A 24,774-nucleotide genomic window follows, 5' to 3' on the forward strand; every position below is an offset into this window, starting at 1 on the left:
AATTAGGCAGCCTCAAAAAGTTCTTTGCCCACCAACCCAGACTTCCGCGATTTGCAGCGTGTCATCCAGAACGGTGAAATCGGCCAGGAGATCGGGAGTAATTGTGCCCCGATCATGAAGGCCAAGATAAGCAGCTGCATTGGTGCTGACGAGCCGTGCAGCCTCCGGAAGTGATTTCCCGGCCTGCACCGCGTTGCGCACAGCTTGGTCAAGGGTCAGGACACTTCCTGCCAGAGAGCCGCCGGGAAGGCGGACAACGCCGTCCTGGATCAGGACGTCCTGCCCGCCCAGACTGCTGGGGCCTTCCGGTTCACCCGTTCCCCGCATGGCATCTGTCACGAACAGGAGGCGGTCTCCCATAACGCGTGAGGCCAGACGAAAGCTGGCGGGATGCACGTGGTAGGTATCGAAGATCATCTCCGCATACGCGGTGTCGCTGCACATGAGTGCCGTTACAGGGCCGGGCTTGCGCCCCTCAATCGTAGACATGGCATTGAAAAGATGGGTCGCACCAACGGTTCCGCCAGCTCCACAGACAAGGCAGATGGCGCGTTCAGCACCTTCATAATCTGTGGTGGTATGGCCAAGACTGACCCTTACGCCAGCCGCTGCAAAACTGCGCATGGCACTTTCTGCATGGTCCAGTTCGGGAGCAAGCGTGACGACGCGGACACACCCGGTTTCAACAGCCTCCTGAACCCGGTCAGGGGAGGGCGGAATGGCAAAGGGAGGCTGCGCACCCAGCTTGTGGGGACTCACAAACGGCCCTTCCAAATGGGCTCCATGAATGCGCGGACCGTTTTTTACCCCGCGTTCACAGACTTCCGCGACAGCTCTCAAGGCATTCATTACGTCATTCCAGGGTGCCGTAATGGTTGTGGGGAGAATGGTCGTAGTGCCGTGAGACATGTGGAATCGGGACAGTGTTTCAATGGCTTCCACACCGTCCATGGTGTCGGCCCCACCGCCACCGTGAACATGTCCATCAATGAAGCCTGGAAGAATGTAGCGGTTGCCAGCGTTTTTCAGCGGCTCAAGATCGTGGATATGGGTGCCGAAGGTCACGCGACCGGGGACGATCCGGTCCCGGAGTACGAGATTTCCATCGAGATGAGACGTCATTGTTTCTGGTCCAGTGGGAGAAGGCCCGTCTGTCCGTAGCGGCGAGCGTAGAAAAGAACTGCGAGATAGGATGGCAGGACGAGGAGGGCGAACATGGCCTGAAACCCGACATAAGGCTTTAGCAGGACATAGATCTGCGGAATGATTGCGCCACCGCTATACGCCATAACAATCAGGGCCGAAGCCAGTGGGGTCCAAGGGCCAGCGCCTCGAATGGCAATCGGGAAGATCGTCGGCATGATCATGGCGTTTGTGGCGCCCAGCAGAGCGACGCAAAGTACGGAGGCGTAACCATGCGTCAGGAAGGCCGCAATGGTCAGGATGCAGCCGCCAATGCAGGAGAACTCAAGAAAGCGTTCCTGCGTGATGATGCGTGGAACAACGACGAACCCGGCAACATAACCCGCCAGCATTCCGGCTAGGGTCAGGGAGGTGAAGAACTTGGTCTCGCTTAGCGGAAGGCCAAAGCCCTGCCCATACGTGCCGATGGCATCGCCTGCCATGACTTCGATGCCGACATAGATGAACATGGCCGCAATGCCGAAGACGAGATGCGGCCGGAAAATCTTATCTGTACTTCCGCTCACGCTTGGGAGCGGCGGGGCCTGGAGTTCCGGCAGAGGAAAAAAGATCACGCCCACTGCAGCAACCAGAAGAACGACAGCCATGCTCATATAGGGCGCATAAATGGCATGGACGAAGCTGTTTAGAATGGCGTCTCGTGCTTCTGGCGTCGCAGCGAGCTGCGCTTTCTCCGCGACATTTCCGATATCGCCCATGACGACTGTGGCCAGGACGATGGGTGCCAGAATACCGGCGAATTTATTGCAGACACCCATGATGGCGATACGCTGGGCGGCCCGTTCGGACGGACCAAGCAGGCTGACCAATGGATTGATGACGACCTGCATCAGTGCAAGCCCTGAACCCAGCACCAGAAGCCCGGTGAGTGCGCCGCCATAAATGCGCATGGAGACGAATTGCCCGAAGAGGGCCACGCCTGCCGCACATAAAACCAGTGCTCCGGACAGACCGCGGCGCAAACCCAATGAGCGGGCGACAAACGATGCGGGAATGGAGAACAGGAAATACGACAGGTAAAAGACCAGAGGCACCAGAAAGGCGCTGACGTCTCCCAGTGAGAACGCAACCCGGACAAACGAGATCAGCGGCCCGTTTAGCCAGGTCACAAAACCCATCATGAAGAAGATGGCGGCGGCAACACCAAGTGGACCAAGGCCGTATGAGCCAGTCAGGCTGTCCGGGGAACGGTTCATGTCACTTCGGCTCCACAGGCCTGATCGTACAGGCCAAGAACTGTGTCGATTGCGGAAAGAATAACTGCGCGCGGATGCCGTGGAAGCAGCCCGTCGCGGATTTTTTCATACTGCACCGGCAGGAACTGGCTCAGAAGGGGATCTGGCAGTCCTGTTTCCTCAAGTTGGCGCAGAAGCGTTTCAACAGCCGCTTCCGCATCAGGTTGAGGCCAGTAATAGCGGATGCGGTCGCTGTACGCATAGTGACGGAGAATGGCGAGCTTGCTCTCTGTGCCTTCGTAATGGCCACGCCACTGCGCAGGCTGCTGGGTCATGATCCGTTCCATAAGCGCCCGTAGGCTTTCCTGCTGCGGCAAAAGGACAGAGCGGATGCTGTCCAGCCCATACAGGGCTTCACGCAGGGCAAAGGTCAGGCCCGGTCCGACTTTCAGGAGCAGGAAGCCGTCTTCCACAAGCGCGCGCAGGGCGGGGAGGGGCTGATAATCGGTCGAATGGGCCTCGAAGATCTGGCCCGGCATCTGGTTCAGTGTGGCCGAGAGGGACTGCGCGCGTGGTCGGTCGTAAATCACGACATCTTCCACACCGAATTCCACGCCCGGCTGAACGACAAGCCCGATCACACGGCTCCAGACGTCGTCGCCCAGAACCCGGCGGAACAGCGTTTCGTGAACCTGAAGTGTTGCAGTGGCAGCGTCCGGGGATGTTGGCTCCAAATGGTCCAAAGCTTCAGCCGCACCACCCGGAACGGGGACTTCCGTTCCAATGATATAGACGGCCTGACCGGGAGCCGCGCTTTCGGCGCGCTGTGCAAGGGCGCAGGCGCGTTCGGCAACGGTTTCATCGGAAAGCGCAACCGGTTCGCCCGCGCAGCCCATGCTGGCATCGAGATGCAGTTTGACGAAGCCCGCTTTCGCAAAGGCTTCGATCATGGTCAGGGCCTTGTCCATGGCCTCCTGTGGAGGCAGGGCTTTCCATGGATTGGGGCCAAGATGGTCGCCACCCAGCAGAACAAGATGCGCCGGGCAGCCGACCTTAGCGGCAATTCCAAGCACAAGATCCCGGAAATCTGCCGGGGTCATGCCAGTATAACCCCCTTCCTGATTGACCTGATTGCAGGTCGCCTCGATCAGAACATGCCTCTTGGTCCGGGCAGCGCGTTGAAGCGCCGCCTCCAGCACCAATGGGTGTGCGGAACAGACAGAGGTCAGTCCTTGACGTTGGGCTTTCGGAACGTCTGGATCGTGCGTCTGGCGAACGAGGTTCAGGAACGGAGAAAGGCTCATGAATCAGGCGATCGTCACAACTTTGGTCAGATGACGAGGGGCCAGAGTATCCAATCCCTTCGAGCGCGCGACATATTCGCCGAAAAGCTGAAGCACTGGCAGAACGACCAGCGGGCGAACATCTGCGTCTTCCTTAACGGAAAGAGAGACGGTGCCGGGGCCACCAATGCCGAGAATGCGTGCGCCCTTGCCGATCAGATCCTTGGCAAGAATGCTCTCTTCTTCCAGCGTGTCCGGGTGGTACAGGAAGACGACGAGAGAGCTGTCATCAATCAGGCTGATCGGACCGTGACGGTATTCCAGCGGATGATGCGCTTCCGTCTGGCTCAGGCTCATTTCCTGAAGCTTCAGGGAGCCTTCGCGGGCAACACCATAAAGCGCACCAGCGCCCAGGAACACGAAATGGGAACGGCCTTCGATCAGACCCTTGAGCTGCGGATCCGCGGCGTCAAGGAGTTCCTCGGCAGCCTTTGTTGTTTCCGGCGTGACAGAAATACCTGCATAACGCAGGCCCATCAGCAGCATCAGACTGGCCGACGCTGTCATGACGATGCCTTCTTCTGCATGGGTTTCGGCCAAGACGGTTTCGTCTGCGTTCTTCTCGAGACTGGTCTCTTCCGCGCAGGTGAAAGCCGTAACGTGCAGACCGTTCTTTCGGCTTTCGATGGTAGCGGCGACCGTCTCAGTCGACTCTCCGCTGCGTGAAAGAGCTAGAATGTTTGGGCGGATTGAGGACGGCACATAATCCTGCGGGCGGCGTGTCCACTCATTGCCTGCAACAGCACGCGAAAACACACCGTTGGCATTCAGGCTTGCCGCGATTGAATCCGCAATATGAACAGATGTTCCACATCCCACGACGACTGTGAAAGTCTCCGGGTCCGGATGGACATCCTGCATGTCTACCTGGTTCCAGAGGGGAAACTGTTCGCGAATACCGCGTTCAGTAGCGTTCATAAGAAAACCTTTCAGGCCCCTGAGCCTACGGTGTCGAGGGTACGGGAGAGGGATTGAATCCAGTGTGTATCTGCGGCCCATCCGGCCTGGCGGGCAGCAGAAATGAGGCCTCCGCCAATGGGAGGGAGAAGGGGCGGGCGAGGCGCTCCGCATTGTTTTGCGATGGCATTTCGCAGGTACGTGCTTTGAAGCGTACCGCCCGCATAGCTCCAGGGAAGGTCTAATCCTGGCATTTTTCTACGCGCCGCAAGGATATGCGTGGCCAGATCGGATGCGGCCTGATCCAGAAGAGCCATGGCCGGGACACAATCGTCTTCAGCAAGGGCAGACACATGGCGGGCGAGAGCTGCAACGGCAGAGCGAGGATGCTCAAGGGTGCCATACCACTCCAAAAGAGCAGGCGTGCAGAGTTCCGGGCTGGATGGCAGGCCCATGGCCGCAGTGAAGGGCGCCAGAAAGCTGGTATCCTGCGTGTTTCGACCATCGAGAATGTGCGTCAGAAGTGCCAGGGCGTTTCGGCCGATCTGGTAGGCGCTGCCTTCATCGCCAAACAGGCTGCCCCATCCGCCGACCCGGCAATGCTTGCCCGCAGCATCGGACGCCCATGCCATGGAGCCTGTGCCAGACAGAAGAAGAATGCCGGGCTGCCCCCCAAATGCGGCTGAACAAGCCATGTCCACATCATTTGTGAGGGAGTATGGAATGTCTCTGAGATTTTCGGAGACAGCGTTTTTTTGCCGGGCGCAAAGCGTTTCACTTTCGCCGTATCCGGCCAGCCCAAGTCCGACAGACTGGGTCTCGACAGGGAGCGCCTGCAGAAGGCCTGTCAGTCTCTCGCGCCAGAGGGGTTGGTCAAAGGGGTTCGTTCCGCCTGTCTGCCGGCTGGCGGCGACTGTTCCATCCTGACGAAGGACAACAAGGAGAGTCTTGCTGCCCCCGCCGTCAATCGCTGCGATACAGGGTTCAGTCACGGCCAGGCTTTCTTGCGGGTAGTAGGATCCTGTCTCGATCTGACTAGCCAGAGGCCAGTCATGTCAAGTCATCTTTCTGAGCGAAACGTTCCGATTTCGATCATTTTATGCGTGCTTTTTGAAAAATATGGGTATGCTTCGGCGCACCGTGTCATGGCTCAGTGGGGAGAGCGTCTTTTGGCTTCTGACCGGCTGGCTCAGATCCGGCATTACCTTTACCTGAACGGAATGAGTGGTGTCCACGAGCTGGCCAGACAGGTGGATGCTTCTCTTGCGACGATCCGGCGGGATCTTCAGTTGCTTGAAGAGCAGGGCATCGTCATCCGGACACGCGGCTGTGCTTCCCTGACTGCTACCATCGATCGAGAGGTTGCGTTTGAGGCGCGGGAAAATCACGCACTTGAACACAAGCGCGCCATTGCGGATCTGGCTTTTCGTCGTATCAAGCGAGGATCAAAGGTTTTCTTTGATGCCGGGACAACCGTTCTGCAGCTCGCGCGGCGTTTGCGCATTTCTCCCATGCCACTGACGGTCTTTTCCAACAACATCATGGTTTCGGAAATGCTGAGCGGTGTTGAAGGTGTCGAGACGATTCTTCTTGGTGGAAGAGTAAGGCATACCAATCGCAGTCTGGTCGGACTTTTGGCAGAGCAGGCACTGGAGAAACTCTGGTTCGATCAGGTATTTCTCGGCGCCAGTGCTGTGCAGCCAGATGCGACGATTTCGACGCCTGATGAGGAAGAAGCCAGGCTCAACGCGCTTATGATGAAGCGGACGGAGACGTGCTTTCTTCTTGTGGATAGCACAAAATTTGCGCGCCACTCCACTTACAGTGTCGGGTTCCTGGATCAGGTTTCCTGTATTTTTACAGACACCGATCTTGATGCCCGACAGATTCAGTCTCTGCGAGACGAGGGGCATGACGTCGTGCTCGCAGGGCATGCAGAAGGAAAGATATAGGATGCTGAACGAGCCCAAAATTCTGGCTGAGGTTTCAGGCCTGGCTGATCTTTATGAAAAAGCGTTGGGTGAGAATGATCTTCAGACCCTGGATGACCTCTTTTATGCGGGGCCAGAGACAGTCCGGTACGGTGTTGGTGAAAATCTCTATGGCATCGAAGAAATCAGGGAATTCCGGAAGCAGCGTCCAGGAGGCTCTCCGCCACGGGATGTGCTGAAACGCGTCATTACGGTGATTGGTCAGGATGCTGCCGTGGTTGATCTGGAGTTTCAACGCCGGGGCGGTTCCAAAAACGGCCGTCAGAGCCAGACATGGTTTCGTACACAGCATGGCTGGAAGATTCTGGCTGCGCATGTTTCCCTGATGGCCGACATATCCTGAAGACTGACTCTGAAGAGGCGACGGCAGCAGCATGAATCTTTCGGAAGATAAAGAAATCGAGGTTCTCGCAACGGCGAATGGCCTTGTGATACCCGCTGAATTTCATAAGGGGGTTCGGATGAACCTCGACCTTCTGCGTTCCTATGCGACCCTGATCGAGGGAATGGAACTGTCAGACAGGCTCGAACCTGCGTTCGAGTACGAACCATGAGCGGGCTTGAATTTCGCACGCTGGACATTGCTGCGCGTGTTCGAAGCGGCGACTTATCTGCAACAGGCGTAACCAAAGCTGTTTTTGCAGACATCGCGGAGCGGGATGGAGCATTGAATTGCGTCACGCGTACCCTCACGGATCGTGCATTTGCCGCTGCCGCTGCGGTTGATTCTGCCGTTGCGGAAGGCCGTGATCCTGGCGCGTTGGCGGGTGTTCCATTCGGGATCAAGGATCTGTTTGATGTGGCCGGTCAGGTTACGACAGCGGGTTCGAAGGTGCTGGCAAATGATCCGCCTGCGACGCGGGATGCCGCACTCGTGGCACGTCTGATCGAAGCGGGAGCCATCCCTGTAGCACTGACAAACATGGACGAGTTCGCTTACGGGTTTGCGACGGACAATGCCCACCATGGCGTCACACGCAACCCTCATGCGCCGGATCATCTGGCGGGTGGTTCGTCTGGTGGATCGGCGGCGGGGGTGGCGGCGCGCTTGTTTTCGCTTGGCCTGGGGTCCGATACCAACGGGTCCATCCGTGTTCCAGCCTCTTTGTGTGGCGTTTGGGGGCTCCGGGGAACGCAGGGGCGTTTTCCAATTGAGGGTAGCTACCCGTTTGTTGCCAGCCTCGACACAGTTGGGCCTTTCGCAGACAGTGCGGGCGGCCTGAGAGCGTGTTTTGAGGCATTGGTACGAACGGAAAACGCACCTGTTGATGTTGGTGGCTTGAAAGTGGCGCGCCTGGGTGGATGGTTTGCAGAGAACATGTCTGCTTCCATGCAGGAGGCAGTAGACGCACTGGCGGCCCGGCTTGGTGCCAAAAATACGGTGGAACTGCCTGAAGTTGCGCGGGCGAGAGCGTCTGCTTTCGTGATCAGTGCCTCGGAAGGAGCAGCATTGCATCTGCATCGTCTGCGCACACAGGCGAAAGATTACGATCCGTCAGTGCGTGACCGTCTGCTTGCTGGCGCCCTTTTGCCGGCTTCCCTGATTTTCCAGGCGCATCGTCTGAGAAACTGGTTCCGCGCACGGATGCATGAGGCTTTTGCTGATGCAGATATTCTGCTGGCGCCTGCTGTGGTGGGTGAGGCACCGCGCTTTGATCAGCCGTTGATTGAAGTAGGGGGTAAAATGGTCTCTGCGCGTGCCAATCTGGGGCTTTATACGCAACCGCTAACGTTGGCAGGCTTCCCGGTTTTGACGGTCCCGATGAAAACGGCAGGACTACCGTTGGGTGCCCAGCTTATTGCGCGTCCGGGCAGGGAAGATCTGCTGCTGGCTCTGGGGGAATCCTTGGAGCGGGATGGGACTGTGGAAGCTCGATTGGTCTGAACATGAGAAGGAGGCGCTTTTATAGGAGCGCCTCCTTCTCTTGAAGTTACCAGGCCGCCACGGACCCATCGCTGCGTGGGTCCGTGGCCCCTTCGAGGCGACCATTCGCGTGCCTTACGATGGCTCCGGCATGTCCCATGATGGATGACATGCCAGGAAGCTGCTCAATCACATGCCCTGCATCCTGAAGGGCCTGAACTACGGTCGGATCAAATCCAGGCTCCAGTTTGAGCGACGTGCTTTCCTGCCCCCATGTGCGACCCAGGAGCCAGCGGGGACGGCAAATTGCCTCCTGTAGTGGGACGCCATGTCGGGCATAGCGGCTGAAAACGGCGGCTTGTGTCTGGGGTTGGCCTTCACCCCCCATGGTTCCGTAAACCATGACGCGTCCATCATTGAGGCGCGTAGCGGCGGGGTTCAGGGTGTGGAAAGGCTTTGAGCCGGGAAGCAGGCAGTTCCAGCCAGAGGGTTTCAGGCGGAATGAAGATCCACGGTTCTGCCAGAACAGACCGCTTTGCGGCAGCATTACACCGGAGCCAAACTCGAAATAGAGGCTCTGGATCATGCTGACCGCTACACCGTTGCTATCAATGGCACCCATCCATGTCGTGTCGCCCCACTGGGTTTCTTCCGTCCATGGGAATGCTTCTGTCATGGAAATGCGGGCGGCCATTTCGTCGAGCGCTGACGGGTCTTGCAGAAGGGCGCGAATATCCTCTTCCGCAGTTGAGCGGCCATCGATTTCGCGATTTCGGTAACGAAAAGCCTGCTTCGTGGCCTCGATCAGTCCGTGAAGGTGCTCATAACTTTCTGGCGCGTCGCATTGTGGAAGACGATCTTCCAGCGCGAGTATCAACAGAGAGGCTGCCCCCTGTGTCGGGGGTGGCATATTATAGAGCGTCCCCATCGAAGTCTGAACATCCAGCGGCGCTTTGACTTCAGCGCGATGAGACAGGAAGTCTTCCAGACGCAGGGGGCTGCCAGCGGCCTCAAGATCGGCCGCCATGCCTTTTGCCAGATCGCCCTCATAAAAACTCCGCAGACCGTGGTGAGCGAGGCTTCGCAGGGTAGCCGCCAGAATAGGGGAGGTCTGAATTTCCCCTTCCTGCCAGGGAATATCGTCAGGGATGCAAAAAGACCGAAAAGCCTCGTTTCCGCAAAGCTCTGCCTGCTTTTCCTTCAGAAGTGCGGCTTCGCTCTCCGAAACGACGCGTCCTGTGCTGGCATAATGGATGGCATCGCGCAGGAGGCGATCTAGCGGGAGGGAGGGCAGTTGCTTGGCGCTTTCTTTCAGGGCTGCTTCCCATCCAGAGACCGTTCCGGCGACAGTATTGGCCGCCAGACCGCCCCGCCAAGGGATGACGCTGTGACCAGCCTGAGCATACAGATCCAGCGTGGCGTTTCTGGCCAGCCGTCCGCAGGCATCAATCGAAATGGTCTGCCCGTTTGGGTAGGAAATCAGCCAGAACGAATCCCCTCCGAGGCCTGTCATGTGGGGGTAGACCGCAGACAGTGCGGCCGCTGTTGCTACAATGGCTTCAATAGCTGTCCCGCCATCTTTCAGGACGTCCAGTCCAGCCTGACTTGCGAGGTGATGGGGGGATGTCACCATCCCGCGGAGAGAATTGGGCGTCTGCATGGAAAATACCCGTCAGGCAGGAGGGGAAGATTGGAGGCGGGAGATATGGTCACACAAAGTCTGGATCAGCAGCTCTTCTGGCCCCTGAGCCGTCTGGTGACGTGTGGCCGCAATAAAATCGACATTCGGGATGCGCGGCAGGGAGGGCATCTCGCAAAGGGAAAGCCCATCAGACTCTCGCAGAAACCCAGGCTGCGCCGTAATGCCGTATCCTGCACGGACAGCGGCCAGAATTGCGCTCAGATTGCCGCTGGTGAAGGCGATGTGCCACGGGAGTTCGGCACGGTTCAGGGCTTCGATTGCAAGGCGCCGGGTGACGCTACCTTCCGGGAACGTCACCAGTGGAATGGACTGACCGTCTGAGAAAGGTGTTTGCGCCGGGCCGAACCACCGCAGTTCTTCGGTCCAGAGCTTCTGGCCGTGCGTCTCGGAAGAGCGACGCATCCCGCAAAGCAGATCAATTTCATCATTGTCCAGAAGGCGCGTCAGGGATGCACTGAGCCCGATGGTCATTGTGATCTGAAGAGAGGGATGTGCCGCGCGAAAAACGCCCAGAATTTCTGGGAAACGCGTTAACAGAAGGTCTTCCGTCACACCCAGCCGGATGGTTCCACGTGGTGTCCCGTCCCGGAAATAGGCAAACAGACTATCTTCAACCTGCAAAAGGCGCTGCCCTAATGAGACGAGGGCCGTGCCGTTTTCTGTCAGGCGTACCGCTTTGGTGCTGCGTGCCAGCAGCCGGGTGCTCAGTTGCTCTTCCAGCCGGCTGACATGCTGACTGATCGTGGACTGACTGACACCCAGCATCTGCGCGGCAGACGTGAAATGCAGAGTTTCTGCAACTGCCAGAAACGACTGTAGATGCATGGGATCAAGGTGGGTTTGATCTTTCATGCGAATATGTGAGGTGAGTTTTATCACGAGGTCAACTTGATCTGGTCCCGTTATGAGCGCAAACTTTATTCAAGATTGTACGTCCTTCTGGCGGAGACAAAATGACAGCCCACGGAGCCCGTGCCGTTCAACGGTGCCGCATTCTCGTTGAACCTCCATTCAGCGAGACGGCTGGTAGCCTTTTCCGTTTCTGGCTCGGAACATCCTATCGACATACCCTCGCTCAGGTCCAGATCTGGATGGAAGAAGCTGGTATGGTTGTGCGGACCGATGCCGTGGGCAATCTGGTTGGTCGCTATGAAGGGACAGATCCGAAGGCGCCGGTTCTCATGATTGGCTCGCATCTTGATACGGTGAGGAATGGGGGCGCATTTGACGGCAACCTCGGGGTGATGCTGGGAATCGAGCTGGTTGCAGCCTTGAAGGATCGGGGCACGCGCCTTCCATTCCCAATTGAAGTTATTGGGTTTGGTGACGAGGAAGGATCCCGGTTTCCTGTTCCCATGATCTGCTCCCGAACAATGACGGGGGAGATCAGTGCCGTTCCTCAGGGCGTAACGGATTCTCAAGGCATGACGGTTGCCGACGCGATGCTGGCATATGGCCTGGACCCGTCGCAGCTAAAGAATGCAACGCGCCGACCAGAGGATATTCTGGCCTTTATCGAACCGCATATCGAACAGGGGCCTTGTCTGGAAGCTGCGGATGAGCCCTTGGGCGTCGTGACCGCGATCGCTGCCCAGACCCGTCAGCGCGTCATGGTCAAGGGGCAGGCCGATCATGCTGGTACTACGCCGATGACTCTGCGCCGCGATGCGCTAGCCGGGGCTGCGGAGATGATGCTGGCAGTAGAAAAGCGTGGGTTGAACGGGGCCGGAAATCTCGTGGCAACGGTCGGGCAAATAGAAGTGACGCCTAATACGTCAAACGTCATTCCCGGCGATGTCTGGTTTTCACTGGATATGCGCGCAGGCTCCAATGAGGTGCGCGACGCACTGGCTGAAGGCATCCGGTCTGACATTCGCGACATTGCGAGCCGGCGCCGACTGGATGTCTCCTTTACGGCTCCACAGCAACTGGCAGCGGCAGCGTGCTCTCCGGGGATCATTGAACGATTTGCTTCGGCTGTTGAAGCGGTAACAGGGCTCTCTGCTCCTCGGCTTCTCAGCGGTGCCGGGCATGACAGCATGGCCATGGCGGGCTTCTGCCCGATGGGTATGCTGTTTATTCGCAGCCCTGGTGGTCTGAGCCATCATCCAGATGAAACAGTGCTTGTGGAAGACGTTGAACTCGCCCATCGCACCCTGCTTGCTTGCGTCAAGGAATTTCAGTCATGACATCATCTTTTGCTCAAATTGATCCACCATCGCGCCTGCTGATGGGCGCAGGTCCTGCCAATGTGCATCCACGCATTCTACGGGCCATGGCAACGGACGTCATTGGCCAGATGGACCCCGAAATGACGGCGTACATGGATGAAACCATGGCGCTGTATCGGGAAGTTTTTCAGACAAAAAATCACTGGACGCTGCTGATCAACGGTTCCGCCCGTTCGGCCATTGAGGCTGCTCTGGTTTCGCTGGTTTCTCCGGGCATGAAGGTGCTTATTCCGCGGATCGGGCGCTTTGGCCTTCTGCTGACGGAAATTGTTCATCGGTGCGGCGGTATTCCCTGCACTGTGGATGTGGAGTGGGGGCAGGTTGTCGATCCTGCTGCCATTGAAGCTGCCATCATCGAACACAAGCCTGGCCTTGTGGCGACCGTGCATGGCGATACGTCCACCACAACGGCCCAGCCACTCGCTGAAATCGGGGCCATCTGCCGCCGTCATAACGTCCTTCTCTACGTCGATGCGACTGCTACGCTGGGCGGAATGGAGTTCAAGACGGACGCCTGGAACATCGATGTCGCAACTGCCGGGCTTCAGAAATGCCTTGGTGGACCTCCGGGATCTGCACCGATAACGCTATCGGATCGTGCTGTAGAAGCCATTCTGCGTCGGCGGCATGACGAAGCCGGTATTGCGACAGGCCAGCCGCAGGGTGAGGGGCCGGTGATTCAGTCGAATTACTTCGATCTGGCGATGCTCATGAATTACTGGTCTCCGGCACGGATGAACCATCACACTGAAGCGACGTCCATGCTTTATGCGTCCCGCGAGGCTGCTCGGATCGTGGTTGAGGAAGGTGTGGATGCCCGGGTCGCACGTCACACGCGTGCTGGACGAGCCATGGTGGCGGGTCTGCGGGCGATGGGGCTGCGCGTCTATGGCGACGACGCTACGCGGATGACCAATGTGACTGGCGTATGGGTTCCTGAAGGGGTTGATAACGCCCGGGTTCGCGAGCTGATGCGCAAGGACTTTGAAATCGAGATCGTCTCGTCTTTCGGTCCATTGACAGGCAAGATCTGGCGTATTGGCGCGATGGGTGTGAATGCGCAGAAGCACAAGGTTCTGCTGACCCTGTCGGCGTTTGAAGCCGTTCTCGCAGGTGAGGGCGTCCAGCTACCCCGTGGGGCCGGAGTAGATGCGGCGCGTGCTGCCTGGGATGCTGCCTGAAGTCTTTCGCAGTCAGATATAGGCCGGATTTAACTTTTCGGATGATTTTTCCGGCCTGACCCACTTTTCCTGCCACCGCCACTTTCCTTGTTGACGGTTGCCCAGGCACGGCTCTCAGCTTCTTTCTTAGGGACGCCGTGCTTTCCATAGTTTTCTTCAATGTGTTCAGCCTGGCGTTTCTGCTTGTCTGTGTAGGCTGATTTGTCTCCACGTGGCATGGTCTGTCCTCCTGAAAACAAGGTCTTAAGCGGCATTACGCTTTAAGAACCGTCAGGTTTTGCCAGTAAGATGGCCGGATGTGGTATTTTCATAGAATGTAAGACAGTTTTCTTTCATTAAGGGCTTGCCAAGCTCAAAGCCGTTAGTTAGAAAGCGCCCACCTCGATGGATGCGCCGGTGTAGCTCAGCTGGTAGAGCACGTCATTCGTAATGATGGGGTCGGGAGTTCGAATCTCTTCTCCGGCACCATCGAGGTATTTTCCTCAAAATAGATCAGGCTACCAGGCATACAGTTCCAGTATGCAGATGGACTTTGATGTCTGGTTTTTGTCAGATTATTGCCAGAAAATTTTCTGGCTCTGGGCAAATGCTGTAAAATGGGTCTACCATTCGGCATCAGATCCTGATGCGTGGGCCACGTTGTGCTGGCTGCACTGTCTTATGGCGGCTCCATGCGTTAGGTTAGGAGCGTCATGACTGACCGTTTTCACAAACGCCTCTGGCAAAATGCCGTCAACCTGTCCCGGACACCGCAGCGCCCACGTGCGTCGTTGCATGTTGTGGAAGGTTTGCACGAATGCTCCGTCTGTGGGCTGTTCCAGAGGGTTCCCGAACTCAAGCCTGGGTTTCTGGCAAAGTGCGAACGCTGTGGCGCGCAAATTGCACGCCGTCGAAAGACCTCCGTCATTGGTGCGCCTGCTGCTTTCTGTGTGGCCTCCGCTGCGCTCTACATTGCTCTCCTGATCAGTCCACTCATGACGCTGAACGTCTATGGACGTGAGAACACCGTTGCTTTGATGTCTGGCCCTATTGAGCTATCGCATCAGGGCTACAACACCATGTCTTTCCTGGTCGGACTGACAACTCTGGTCATGCCAGGCATTGTCATCGCCTTGATGGGGGCTGTGCTGTATGGCGCGTCCCGTCCCCACATGCCTGACTGGACCCCGAGACTTCTGACCTGGTACGATCGCCTTCGTGGCTGGTCCATGGTGGAAGTCTATGTTCTGGGCGTTCTGGTTGCCTATACCAAGCTCGTGGATCTTGCCCTCGTCGATCTGCAACCCGGAGTGTACCTGCTGGGTGGCCTGATGCTGACGATGGCCGCCATGGATTCCACGTTTGATGACGATCTGATCTGGAACAATCGCGACTTGCGAAAAAGGGTGGACGGCCATCGGGGGCGTATTCTGGATGTTGCTCATCTGGATGCTCACGAAGACGCGCTTCCTCCTGTTGAGCACATGCTGTCCTGTCACGCCTGCGGACTGGTGGTCGCTTTTGATCATCCTGTTTTGCAGGAGGCAGATATGGGCGATTGTCCGCGGTGCGATCAGATTTTGCGCCGACGTAAAAGGCAAAGCCTGGCATCGGCCAGCTGTCTTCTGATCGCAGGCGTTATTTTCTACATTCCGGCCAATATGCTGCCTGTCATGACCTACACCAAGGTGGGATCAGGCGCGCCAAGTACCATTATCAGCGGCGTGATTGAGTTGTGGCAGGCTGGTATGGTGCCTTTGGCCCTGCTGGTTCTTTTTGCCAGCATTACCGTTCCGGTTCTGAAAATTCTGGCCTTGAGTTTCATGATCATCAGCACGAAGGTGAGGTCCCGGTGGCAGTTACCGCTGCTTGGGAAACTCTATCGCATGGTGGACATTATCGGGCGTTGGTCGATGATCGACGTCTTCATGATCTCTATTCTCTGTGCGGTGGTCCATTTTGCGTTTCTGGCTAATGTGACTGCCGACCCCGGCATGATCTGTTTTGCTTTGGTCGTGATCCTGACCATTTTTGCCGTGGAGCTGTTTGATCCTCGGGCAATGTGGGATGCGGCAGGCCTGAACAGTTCTGTGGCTAGCGACGCAACGAGGCGTAGCCTTTCTGATGGCAGGCCAACCGATGGCCCGACCCCTTCTTCTGATATCTCTATGGAGCCTGAAAGCGCGTGAGCGATTCCCGAAATAATCGCGGGCAGCAGCCGGCCTTTCCGGAGGAAGCTCCGGTACGCCGGACCCGCTTCTCCCTGATTCTGCTGATTCCAGTTCTGGCTATTCTGATTTCTGGTTGGCTGGCCTGGAAGCATTTTGCCACGCGTGGGCCCGAGATCACGATTACCTTTGATACTGCAGATGGCCTCACTCCTGGCCAGACGCAGGTCAAGAACAAGGCCGTGACGCTGGGTACAGTGCAGGACATCACTCTGAGCCGTGACATGCGTCATGTGAGCGTCAAGGTTCAGATGAATGCGAATAGCGCCCATATTCTGACAGACAGCACGCGTTTCTGGGTTGTGCGGCCACGTATCAACGGTGCCAGCATCACCGGACTCGATACGTTGATCTCCGGGGCTTATATCGCGATTGATCCTGGAACCTCTGGGGAGCATTACCAGACTGAATTCCGCGGTCTTGAAGCAGCACCGGGCGTCCGCTCTGACCAGCCTGGAACAACATTCTGGCTCGTGTCACCGGCTCTCGGTTCATTGGGTGAGGGCGCTCCCGTATTCTTCCGGGATGTCCCAGTTGGTGACGTGCTGGGCTATACGATGCCGCCCGGGGGGGAGGGCCCAATTGTTGTGCAGGTCTTCATCAAGGCGCCATATGATCATTACCTGCGTACGGACAGTCGCTTCTGGAATGTCTCGGGAATTCAGGTTGGTCTGGGGGCGGGTGGTCTGAAGGTTCAGATGCAGTCGCTGCAAGCGCTGTTCTCTGGTGGTGTGGCATTTGGGCTACCGGATAATCGGAATGCCGTGAACGCGCCTGTTGCCCCTGCAAACTCGGTTTTCAAGCTTTACACAAGCCAGGCCGATGCAGAAAGTGCCCGCTACCATCAGCGCCTCCGTGTCGTGACCTATATCGATACATCCGTGAAGGGGCTTGCGGCTGGAAGTCAGGTCAGTCTGTTCGGCCTGCAGGTTGGAACAGTGACATCTGTAAAGTTGCAGATGCCTTCTCCGCAGGCGCACCCGAAGGTCCGGGTGGAAATGCAGATCGAGCCCGAGCGCATGATGCCGGAATGGAGCGAAAGCCAGCTTGCGCGTGCCAAGGAGTATCTTGCCGCGTTCGTGGCCAATGGCCTGCGTGCTTCCGTCCAAAGTGCCAGCTTCCTGACGGGTGAATCGCTGATCGGGCTACAGTTCGTGAAGAATGCACCACCTGTGACCATGACGTACGAGGGTGACGTCGCTGTGCTTCCCAGTCAGCCAGGTGGCATGGATGGGATTATGGAGTCTGTTTCCACCATCACGGACAAGATTGCAGCGATGCCGCTCACGCAGATTGGTGAGCACGTCAATGACCTGATCGCGCATGCGGATGGCCGTTTGAACAGCCGCGAAGTGACGCAGTCTCTGGTTGCTTTGCGGAACTCGCTCCAAAACCTGGATGCGTTGAGCAAGAATGCCAATCAGCATCTTCCAGAGCTTATGACGGCCTTGCAGGGAACCTTGACCAACGCTCAGACTCTTCTTGGGTCCTACGGCGGAGATACGGATTTTCAGCGTAGCCTTCAGGGCATGATTACACAGATGACGCAGATGGCGCGTTCGCTCCGTTTCCTGACAGACTATCTGGGACATCATCCATCAGCACTTATTACCGGTCGTAGGAACTGATCCCATGGCAAAATATTCGCCTTTTCGTATGCGCCTATTGTCCATGGGGTGCATGTTTGGCCTTGCAGTCTCACTGACGGCCTGTAGCAGTGACCCCAAACTGTATACGCTGGCACCTGTATCCGGGATGGTCCAATCGGGCGGTCCTGTTGTCGTGGAAGTCCGAACGCCTGTTGTTCCTTCTCGCCTCGATCGGGATACTATTGTTCGCCAAAATCGCGATTACCAGACGACATTGGCGACTGGCGATAGCTGGAGCGAAGCGCTTCCTGATATGATAGCCCAGACATTAACGACTGATCTGTCGCAGCGTCTTCCGGGGACAACGGTCGTGTCTCAGGGAGACGCGGTAACTACGACGCCTTCTGCTTATGTAGAGGTGACAATCCGGAATTTCGAAGCCGATGCGGCTGGCCATGCGCTTATCACTGGTGCGGTATCCGTTCATCCTGCCCAGAAGATGATTGGCCCGGTCCTGACTGAAGCGTTTGCCTGGCAATCTCCTGAGAGTGCGCAGCTTAATACCGGTAAGCTGGTGGCGTCTCTCAGTCAGGGGCTGTCCGTTCTCGCGGATCATGCGGCTTCCCGGCTGCGATCACTTCCCTCTACAAGCCGGTAAGAGGGAATACCCGAGGCAATAAAAAAGGCTCCCAAATGGGAGCCTTTTTTATTCATATCGTCTCACCAGAAGAGATTAGAGCTTCTCAACCTGCGTGAAGTCCAGGTCCACCGGGGTCGAACGACCGAAGATGGAAACGCTAACCTTGAGGCGCTGACGTTCTTCGTCGACTTCCTCGATCATGCCCGTAAAGGACGTGAACGGGCCGTCTGCAACGCGGATCTGCTCGCCGATCTCGAAGGTGAGGGCAGAACGTGGACGTTCCACACCTTCCTGAGCCTGCTTCATGATCCGGTCTGCTTCTGCAGCCGTAATCGGGGTTGGGCGATTGCGCGTTCCCAGAAAGCCGGTGACCTTGGGGGTGTCCTTGACGAGATGCCATGCATCATCTGTCAGTTCCATCTTCACAAGAACGTAGCCGGGGAAGAACTTGCGCTCTGAATTGACCTTACGGCCCCGGCGCATTTCCGTCACGTCTTCGGATGGGACAAGGATCTGCTCGAAATGGTCAGATAAGCCCTTCTGTGCAGCCTGCTCCTGAATGTGGCTCGCGATCTTTTTCTCGAACCCGGAATAGACATGCACAACATACCAACGTTTTGCCATGCTGCGGACCTAGCCTCCAACGCCAAACAGCTCGCGGACGCCCAGGCCAATGACCTGATCCACGATGAAGAAGAAGATGCAGGTCACGGTAACCATGGCAAGCACCGCACCCGTCGTAATGAGGGTGTTACGACGTGTAGGCCACGTAACCCGCTTGGCTTCGTTGCGCACGTCTTTGATGTACGTGCCCAGATTGAAGCCGGATCCGTTTTTATGAGGCGCCGTCTTACGCGACTCGTCTTTCGGGGTAGTGACCGACACCATCGTCCTCGAATCAAATGAAAATCCGCGTCCCGGTGCCGGAAAAGCTATCCGGTAAAGCGGGGTGGCAGGGGCGGAGGGTCTCGAACCCACAACCTTCGGTTTTGGAGACCGACGCTCTAGCCAATTGAGCTACGCCCCTATCATCGGGGGTACCACAAAGACTGTGATACACCAACGACAGTGGGGCGGAAAAGATAATGTTCAGGGATGAAAGTCAAGTACCCATAAGCATCTAGGTTCATATTTTTCATTTCTGGCATTCCCCCTCTTGCGAGGATGCTGAGGAATGGAGTATGACACCGGCAACCTAAGGGCGGGCGTAGCATAGTGGTAATGCAGTAGCCTTCCAAGCTTCTGAGGAGGGTTCGATTCCCTTCGCCCGCTCCAGTAGGTTCCCCAAAAAATCTGATCCAGGCGACTAAAAAAGCTGGCTACTTCTATATGCCTTTTTTGCTCTGGCAGGCGTCCGGCCGCAGTTCCTGTGAACTGATTGCATACTCCGCAACTCTCTTGCTCGATGCCGGCATTTTATCTCTGCCTGGACACAGTCCCCAATGAGTGTAAGGCAATTCCGCAAAATTTTAGAAATTCTGAGCTCTCCCTGACAGCAGCAGGCTGGCATGCGCACTACTGTTTTTTGGGAATGAAGAATTTGCCTGCAAAGAGCAGTGTTACGCTGAAAAATTTAGTTGTGCGGTAAGGTTGTAGCTCTGGCTCGGTTGCACTGGATCATGGGGACGTGCTAGAGGCGGCGCCAAGTGGAGGACCGGGTTCAGACGAATCCTGCGTAGGGTCGTGTGTGCCTGAATCCCAACGGATTTGGAAGCAAGGGACCGGATAAGCCGGTTCCGGCCGCATCCTGCGGCGGAAAAGTGAGACGGAACACGCGTGTGACGGTGACACAGGTGCCGCAGATGGGACCCACAGGTGGCTTGGCTCAACGCTATGCCCGAGCGCTTTACGACTATGCCTCAGAGCAGGGAGCGCTCTCTGATGTGCTGGCTCAGGTTCGGGGACTTCGCGATGCGATTTCCCAGAGTGCTGACCTGCGGACGTTCCTTGCGGACTCCCGCCTTGACGCACATCGCTCAAGCAAGGTTGCTGGTGCCCTGACCGAGAAACTCGGTTTCGGAGATGCCGTCCGTCGCTTCGTCGGCGTGATTGCTGCTAACCACCGTCTTGCTGATCTCGCTTCTATTCTAGACGGCGTGCTGGCCCTTGATGCGAGCCTCCGCGGCGAAACCGTTGCAGAAATCCGCTCCGCTCAGCCTCTTACTGACATGCAGCGCAGCCAGCTTCAGGGCCGTCTGGCCGAAGCGGGTTACAGCCGTGTGTCCATGATCGAACGTACAGATGCCTCCCTGATTGGCGGCATGACTGTACGTGTCGGTTCTACATTGTTTGATACTTCGATCGCCGGGCGCCTGACTCGCCTGCAGAACGCCATGAAGGGAGCCGCGTGATGGATATCCGTCCCGCTGAGATTTCGGACATCCTCAAGCAGCAGATCGCGTCTTTCGACAAGGTCGAGACCGTTTCCGAGACGGGCACGGTCCTGTCGATTGGTGACGGCATTGCTCGTGTTTACGGCCTGACGAATGTCATGGCTGGCGAAATGGTCGAGTTTGAAGGCTCTGGCCTCAAGGGCATGGCGCTGAACCTCGAAGCCGACAACGTCGGTATCGTGATTTTCGGTGATGGCGACGAAATCCGTGAAGGTGACACGGTTCTTCGCACGAAGTCCGTTGTTGAGGTTCCGGTTGGCAAGGGTCTTCTTGGTCGCGTTGTTGACGGCCTTGGTAACCCGATCGACGGTCGTGGCCCGCTGACGGACGTGGAATATCGCCGCGCCGAAGTGAAGGCTCCAGGCATCATGCCACGTCAGTCGGTTAGCGAACCGATGCAGACGGGCATCAAGGCCATTGACGCTCTGGTGCCGATTGGACGTGGCCAGCGTGAGCTGATCATTGGTGACCGTCAGACCGGTAAGACGGCGATCCTGGTTGACACCATTGTGGCCCAGAAGCCAGTCAATGCTGAAGGCGACCCGAAGAAGTCTCTTTACTGCATTTACGTTGCTGTTGGTCAGAAGCGCTCTACGGTTGCAAACCTGGTTCGTACGCTGACGGAGCAGGGTGCGATGGAATATTCCATCGTTGTTGCTGCCACGGCTTCTGATGCTGCACCAATGCAGTATCTGGCTCCCTACACGGCTTGCGCCATGGGTGAGTACTTCCGTGACAACGGCATGCATGCTCTGGCTTGCTATGATGACCTGTCGAAGCAGGCTGTTGCATACCGTCAGATGTCCCTGCTGCTGCGCCGTCCGCCTGCACGTGAAGCTTTCCCAGGTGACGTATTCTATTTGCACTCCCGTCTTCTCGAGCGTGCAGCCAAGATGTCTGATGCCAACGGCGGCGGTTCTCTGACGGCTCTGCCGGTCATTGAGACGCAGGCTGGTGACACGGCTGCATACATCCCGACCAACGTGATTTCCATCACCGACGGTCAGATCTTCCTTGAGACGGACCTGTTCTACAAGGGTATCCGTCCGGCTGTGAACGTCGGTGGTTCTGTGTCCCGTGTGGGCTCAGCCGCTCAGATCAAGGCGATGAAGCAGGTTGCTGGCAAGATCAAGCTTGAGCTGGCTCAGTATCGTGAAATGGCTGCGTTCTCGCAGTTCGCTTCCGATCTGGATGCTGCAACGCGCAAGCAGCTTGATCGTGGTGCACGTCTGGTCGAGCTGCTGAAGCAGCCTGAGACGTCCCCGCTTCCGGTTGAAGAGCAGGTTGTTGTTCTTTTTGCTGGTACCCGTGGATATGTTGATCCGATCGCCGTGGATAGGGTTGTGGCCTACGAGGCTGCACTGCTGACGGAAATGCGTGGCGCTGGCGCTGGCATTCTGACGGCCATCCGCAACGATCGCCAGATCAAGCCGGAGACGGAAGGTAAGCTCAAGGAGCTGCTCGAAGCTTTCGGTAAGCGCTTTGCAGCCTGAGGATAGTCCATGGCTTCGCTGAAGGAACTGCGCGGTCGGATCACGGGCGTCAAATCGACGCGCAAGATCACGAACGCCATGAAAATGGTCGCAGCATCCAAGCTGCGACGCGCCCAGTCCCAGGCTGAGGCGGCTCGTCCCTACGCCGAGGCCATGGGCCGCATGATGGCGGAACTGGCAGCGGCAAGCCGCGGCGCTGATGCGTCCAGCCTGCCGACGCTGCTGGGCGGTACGGGTAAGGATCAGGTCCATCTTGTGGTGGTCCTGACTTCGGATCGTGGTCTGGCGGGTGGCTTTAACGCCAACATCGTTCGGAGTGCGCGTCAGCTGATCCGCACACTGCGGGATGAGGGGCGGACAGTGCGTCTTCTGCCGGTTGGCCGTAAGGGTGCTGATATTCTTGCAAAGGAATATCCGGATCTGGTGGTTGAGCGCGTGGCAGGGACGGAAGGCCGTGACGTCGGTTTCGACAAGGCTGAGTATGTGGGCAAGAAGATTGTCGCCATGCTTGAAGCCGGCGAGATTGATCGCTGCACGCTGATCTACAACCGCTTCGTCAACGCGATGACGCAGATTGCCATCCAGCTTCCCCTGGTGCCTCTGTCCGTCGCGGAAAATGACAATGCGGCGCCTGCCGAGGCCGCCCAATACGAATTCGAGCCCGATGAGGCTACGCTCCTGGCCAATCTTCTGCCACGCAATCTTCAGGTGCAGATTTTCTCTGCCCTGCTGGAGAGTGCAGCAGGTGAGCAAGGTGCACGGATGACGGCTATGGACAACGCGAGCCGGAATGCCAGCAAGGCAATCGACCGTCTGTCCCAGAAGTACAACCGTACGCGCCAGGCCAACATTACCAATGAACTGATCGAGATCATCTCCGGCGCAGAAGCCGTTTGAGATCACGCAGGAGACGAACCGATGTCTGAGACTCTTAACCCTTCTGCCCCGGCTGCAAATAACGTCGTCGGCCGTGTCACGCAGGTGCGTGGCCCGGTTGTTGACGTGCAGTTCGAAGGCGATCTTCCGTTTATCCTGAACGCCCTGCATGTTCAGAACGGCGATCACACGCTTGTTCTGGAAGTTGCACAGGAAATCGGTGAGCGTCAGGTCCGCTGCATTGCCATGGACACGACGGACGGCCTGAACCGTGGCGCGGAAGTCCGTGACACTGGCAAGCAGATCATGGTTCCGGTTGGCCCGGCTACACTTGGTCGTATCCTGAACGTCATTGGCGAAGCCATTGACGAACGTGGTCCGATCGTTAGCGACAAGTATTTCCCGATCCATCGCAAGGCTCCGTCCTTCGAGGAGCAGGCTGCTGCGTCCGAAATTCTCGTAACGGGCATCAAGGTCGTTGACCTTCTTTGCCCGTACCTGAAGGGCGGCAAGATCGGCCTGTTCGGTGGCGCAGGCGTTGGCAAGACCGTTATTATTCAGGAACTCATTAATAACATCGCGAAGGCACACGGTGGCGTGTCTGTGTTCGCAGGTGTGGGTGAGCGTACCCGTGAAGGTAACGACCTGTATTTCGAAATGCAGGACGCTGGCGTTATCAAGATCGCTGAAGACGGTTCCACGGAAGGCTCCAAGGTTGCTCTGGTCTATGGCCAGATGAACGAGCCGCCGGGAGCACGTGCCCGTGTTGCTCTGACGGGTCTGTCACTCGCAGAATATTTCCGTGACGAAGAAGGTCAGGACGTTCTGTTCTTCGTGGACAACATCTTCCGCTTCACGCAGGCTGGTTCGGAAGTGTCCGCTCTGCTGGGCCGTATTCCTTCCGCTGTGGGCTATCAGCCGACGCTGGCAACGGAAATGGGTGCCCTTCAGGAGCGCATTACGTCCACCAAGAAGGGCTCCATCACGTCTGTTCAGGCCGTGTATGTCCCTGCCGACGATCTGACCGATCCGGCACCTGCCGCGACCTTTGCTCACCTTGATGCTACGACGGTTCTGAATCGTTCGATCGCAGAAATGGGCATCTACCCGGCTGTTGACCCGCTGGACTCCACGTCCCGCTCGCTCGACCCGAAGATCGTCGGTCAGGAACACTACGATATCGCTCGTAAGGTTCAGCAGACGCTTCAGACCTACAAGGGTCTGCAGGACATCATCGCGATCCTGGGCATGGATGAGCTGTCTGAAGAAGATAAGAAGATCGTTGGCCGCGCACGTCGCATCCAGCGCTTCCTGTCCCAGCCGTTCCATGTGGCTGAAGTGTTCACAGGCGCACCTGGCAAGCTGGTTGCTCTGGAAGACACGATCCGTTCCTTCAAGGCTGTTGTAAATGGTGAATACGATCACCTGCCAGAAGGCGCGTTCTACATGGTTGGCGACATTGACGAGGCCATCGCCAAGGCCGAGAAGATGAAGCAGGAGGCCTGATCCTGATGCCCCTACGCATCGAGATCGTCAGCCCGGAAAAGCGCCTTGTTGACCGTCAGGTCGACATGGCGGTGGTCCCGGGCATGGAGGGCGATATTGCAGCCATGCCGGACCGTGCACCGCTGATGCTTCAGCTGCGTGGTGGCGTTGTGGCCCTGTATGAAGGCGACAAGATCGTCGACCGTTATTTCGTGGGCGGTGGTTTCGCAGATATGGGCGCAGAACACTGCACCATTCTGGCAGATTCTGCTCAGCTCATGAGCGAGCTGTCTGCGGATGATGCCCGTGATCGTCTGCGGGATCTGGAAACCACATGGGCCCAGATCGAGCCGAACGATACTGATGCGCATGACCGTCTCAGCCGTGAAATCCAGAGCGTTCGCGCTGAACTGGAAGCTGTTGAAGGTCCTGCTTCAGTCTAAGGCTGAACGCAGCATCTATGAAAATAGGAAGAACCCATCCGGTCAGTTGACTGGGTGGGTT

The 24,774-nt window shown here is 57.2% G+C and carries 23 protein-coding genes, 3 tRNA genes and 1 pseudogene; 16 read left to right on the plus strand and 11 right to left on the minus strand.

Annotation, left to right across the window (positions count from 1 at the left end; genetic code table 11):
- Positions 1 to 12: 12 nt before the first annotated feature.
- The 5 genes from nagA to HK24_RS02210 are packed head-to-tail and all read right to left on the minus strand — an operon-like array spanning position 13 to position 5,610.
- Entirely contained in the window at positions 13 to 1,122 is a 1,110-nt protein-coding gene (gene nagA / locus HK24_RS02190; protein ID WP_086633125.1) for an N-acetylglucosamine-6-phosphate deacetylase, read from the minus strand.
- The gene (gluP, locus tag HK24_RS02195) at positions 1,119 to 2,399 is read right to left on the minus strand and encodes a glucose/galactose MFS transporter (protein ID WP_086633126.1); all 1,281 of its coding nucleotides are present in this window, start codon (positions 2,397 to 2,399) and stop codon (positions 1,119 to 1,121) included. Before gluP ends, nagA begins: the two co-directional genes overlap by 4 nt.
- Positions 2,396 to 3,682: a D-tagatose-bisphosphate aldolase, class II, non-catalytic subunit gene (locus tag HK24_RS02200; RefSeq protein ID WP_086633127.1), complete on the minus strand. Its 1,287-nt coding sequence runs from the start codon at positions 3,680 to 3,682 to the stop codon at positions 2,396 to 2,398. Before HK24_RS02200 ends, gluP begins: the two co-directional genes overlap by 4 nt.
- A gap of 3 nt (positions 3,683 to 3,685) precedes the next feature.
- Positions 3,686 to 4,639, minus strand: a complete 954-nt coding sequence (locus HK24_RS02205) for an SIS domain-containing protein (protein WP_086633128.1) — start codon at positions 4,637 to 4,639, stop codon at positions 3,686 to 3,688.
- 11 nt (positions 4,640 to 4,650) lie between these two features.
- On the minus strand, positions 4,651 to 5,610 hold the full coding sequence (locus tag HK24_RS02210) for an N-acetylglucosamine kinase (RefSeq protein ID WP_233125959.1): 960 nt from the start codon (positions 5,608 to 5,610) through the stop codon (positions 4,651 to 4,653).
- A 60-nt stretch (positions 5,611 to 5,670) separates the two neighbouring features.
- Here HK24_RS02210 and HK24_RS02215 point away from each other — a divergent pair, with 60 nt between their 5' ends.
- From HK24_RS02215 to HK24_RS02230, 4 genes are read left to right on the plus strand one after another with little or no spacing between them, the layout of a single operon-like run.
- Positions 5,671 to 6,570, plus strand: coding sequence for a DeoR/GlpR family DNA-binding transcription regulator (locus tag HK24_RS02215; protein WP_233125965.1), 900 nt, complete (start codon positions 5,671 to 5,673; stop codon positions 6,568 to 6,570).
- 1 nt (position 6,571) lies between these two features.
- Complete coding sequence (gene hpxZ / locus HK24_RS02220; protein ID WP_086633130.1) at positions 6,572 to 6,952, plus strand: oxalurate catabolism protein HpxZ; 381 nt, start codon at positions 6,572 to 6,574, stop codon at positions 6,950 to 6,952.
- Positions 6,953 to 6,983: 31 nt separating this feature from the next.
- Positions 6,984 to 7,163, plus strand: a complete 180-nt coding sequence (locus HK24_RS02225; protein WP_046900228.1) for a DUF4089 domain-containing protein — start codon at positions 6,984 to 6,986, stop codon at positions 7,161 to 7,163.
- Entirely contained in the window at positions 7,160 to 8,494 is a 1,335-nt protein-coding gene (locus HK24_RS02230; protein WP_086633131.1) for an AtzE family amidohydrolase, read from the plus strand. Before HK24_RS02225 ends, HK24_RS02230 begins: the two co-directional genes overlap by 4 nt.
- A gap of 46 nt (positions 8,495 to 8,540) precedes the next feature.
- On the opposite strand, the gene HK24_RS02235 is transcribed toward HK24_RS02230, so the two are convergent.
- On the minus strand, positions 8,541 to 10,106 hold the full coding sequence (locus HK24_RS02235) for a gamma-glutamyltransferase family protein (protein ID WP_086633161.1): 1,566 nt from the start codon (positions 10,104 to 10,106) through the stop codon (positions 8,541 to 8,543).
- A gap of 39 nt (positions 10,107 to 10,145) precedes the next feature.
- Complete coding sequence (locus HK24_RS02240) at positions 10,146 to 11,027, minus strand: LysR family transcriptional regulator (protein ID WP_086633132.1); 882 nt, start codon at positions 11,025 to 11,027, stop codon at positions 10,146 to 10,148.
- Between the two features lie 101 nt (positions 11,028 to 11,128).
- Here HK24_RS02240 and HK24_RS02245 point away from each other — a divergent pair, with 101 nt between their 5' ends.
- Positions 11,129 to 12,364: an allantoate amidohydrolase gene (locus HK24_RS02245; protein WP_086633133.1), complete on the plus strand. Its 1,236-nt coding sequence runs from the start codon at positions 11,129 to 11,131 to the stop codon at positions 12,362 to 12,364.
- Positions 12,361 to 13,587 carry an alanine--glyoxylate aminotransferase family protein gene (locus HK24_RS02250; RefSeq protein ID WP_086633134.1) on the plus strand — a complete coding sequence of 409 codons (1,227 nt, stop codon included), beginning with the start codon at positions 12,361 to 12,363 and terminating at the stop codon, positions 13,585 to 13,587. Before HK24_RS02245 ends, HK24_RS02250 begins: the two co-directional genes overlap by 4 nt.
- Before the next feature lie 50 nt (positions 13,588 to 13,637).
- Here the strand turns inward: HK24_RS02250 and HK24_RS02255 are convergent.
- A pseudogene (locus HK24_RS02255) lies at positions 13,638 to 13,805 on the minus strand (plasmid stabilization protein); the annotation flags it as partial.
- A 174-nt stretch (positions 13,806 to 13,979) separates the two neighbouring features.
- Between HK24_RS02255 and HK24_RS02260 the strand changes: the two are divergent.
- The 4 genes from HK24_RS02260 (at position 13,980) to HK24_RS02275 (ending at position 18,041) form a co-directional block, all read left to right on the plus strand.
- A tRNA-Thr gene (locus HK24_RS02260) sits at positions 13,980 to 14,055 on the plus strand.
- A 224-nt stretch (positions 14,056 to 14,279) separates the two neighbouring features.
- A complete protein-coding gene (locus tag HK24_RS02265) occupies positions 14,280 to 15,755 on the plus strand; it encodes a paraquat-inducible protein A (RefSeq protein WP_086633136.1) in 1,476 nt (491 codons plus the stop codon).
- Positions 15,752 to 17,422 carry an intermembrane transport protein PqiB gene (locus tag HK24_RS02270; protein WP_046900221.1) on the plus strand — a complete coding sequence of 557 codons (1,671 nt, stop codon included), beginning with the start codon at positions 15,752 to 15,754 and terminating at the stop codon, positions 17,420 to 17,422. The genes HK24_RS02265 and HK24_RS02270 overlap by 4 nt, the downstream gene beginning before the upstream one ends.
- Positions 17,423 to 17,426: 4 nt before the next feature.
- Positions 17,427 to 18,041 (plus strand): membrane integrity-associated transporter subunit PqiC, encoded by a 615-nt coding sequence (locus HK24_RS02275; RefSeq protein ID WP_086633137.1) that lies wholly within the window; start codon positions 17,427 to 17,429, stop codon positions 18,039 to 18,041.
- Between the two features lie 75 nt (positions 18,042 to 18,116).
- Here HK24_RS02275 and nusG read toward each other — a convergent pair whose 3' ends face one another.
- The 3 genes from nusG to HK24_RS02290 form a co-directional block, all read right to left on the minus strand.
- Positions 18,117 to 18,647, minus strand: coding sequence for a transcription termination/antitermination protein NusG (gene nusG / locus HK24_RS02280; RefSeq protein WP_046900219.1), 531 nt, complete (start codon positions 18,645 to 18,647; stop codon positions 18,117 to 18,119).
- A 9-nt stretch (positions 18,648 to 18,656) separates the two neighbouring features.
- Positions 18,657 to 18,911: a preprotein translocase subunit SecE gene (gene secE, locus HK24_RS02285; protein ID WP_232309136.1), complete on the minus strand. Its 255-nt coding sequence runs from the start codon at positions 18,909 to 18,911 to the stop codon at positions 18,657 to 18,659.
- A gap of 62 nt (positions 18,912 to 18,973) precedes the next feature.
- Positions 18,974 to 19,050: transfer RNA gene (locus tag HK24_RS02290), tRNA-Trp, on the minus strand.
- A gap of 174 nt (positions 19,051 to 19,224) precedes the next feature.
- Between HK24_RS02290 and HK24_RS02295 the strand changes: the two genes are divergently transcribed.
- The 6 genes from HK24_RS02295 to atpC all read left to right on the plus strand — a co-directional run bounded on the left by HK24_RS02295 (position 19,225) and on the right by atpC (position 24,713).
- A tRNA-Gly gene (locus HK24_RS02295) sits at positions 19,225 to 19,298 on the plus strand.
- A gap of 503 nt (positions 19,299 to 19,801) precedes the next feature.
- Positions 19,802 to 20,374, plus strand: a complete 573-nt coding sequence (gene atpH, locus HK24_RS02300; RefSeq protein WP_064274294.1) for an ATP synthase F1 subunit delta — start codon at positions 19,802 to 19,804, stop codon at positions 20,372 to 20,374.
- Complete coding sequence (atpA, locus tag HK24_RS02305) at positions 20,374 to 21,909, plus strand: F0F1 ATP synthase subunit alpha (RefSeq protein WP_086633138.1); 1,536 nt, start codon at positions 20,374 to 20,376, stop codon at positions 21,907 to 21,909. Before atpH ends, atpA begins: the two co-directional genes overlap by 1 nt.
- A 9-nt stretch (positions 21,910 to 21,918) precedes the next feature.
- A complete protein-coding gene (locus HK24_RS02310; protein ID WP_046900217.1) occupies positions 21,919 to 22,806 on the plus strand; it encodes a F0F1 ATP synthase subunit gamma in 888 nt (295 codons plus the stop codon).
- Positions 22,807 to 22,827: 21 nt separating this feature from the next.
- Positions 22,828 to 24,291, plus strand: a complete 1,464-nt coding sequence (atpD, locus tag HK24_RS02315) for a F0F1 ATP synthase subunit beta (RefSeq protein WP_086633139.1) — start codon at positions 22,828 to 22,830, stop codon at positions 24,289 to 24,291.
- Positions 24,292 to 24,296: 5 nt separating this feature from the next.
- On the plus strand, positions 24,297 to 24,713 hold the full coding sequence (gene atpC / locus HK24_RS02320) for an ATP synthase F1 subunit epsilon (RefSeq protein WP_046900215.1): 417 nt from the start codon (positions 24,297 to 24,299) through the stop codon (positions 24,711 to 24,713).
- Positions 24,714 to 24,774: the final 61 nt, after the last annotated feature.

The organism is Gluconobacter sp. DsW_058, assembly GCF_002153615.1.
Lineage (GTDB): Bacteria > Pseudomonadota > Alphaproteobacteria > Acetobacterales > Acetobacteraceae > Gluconobacter > Gluconobacter cerinus.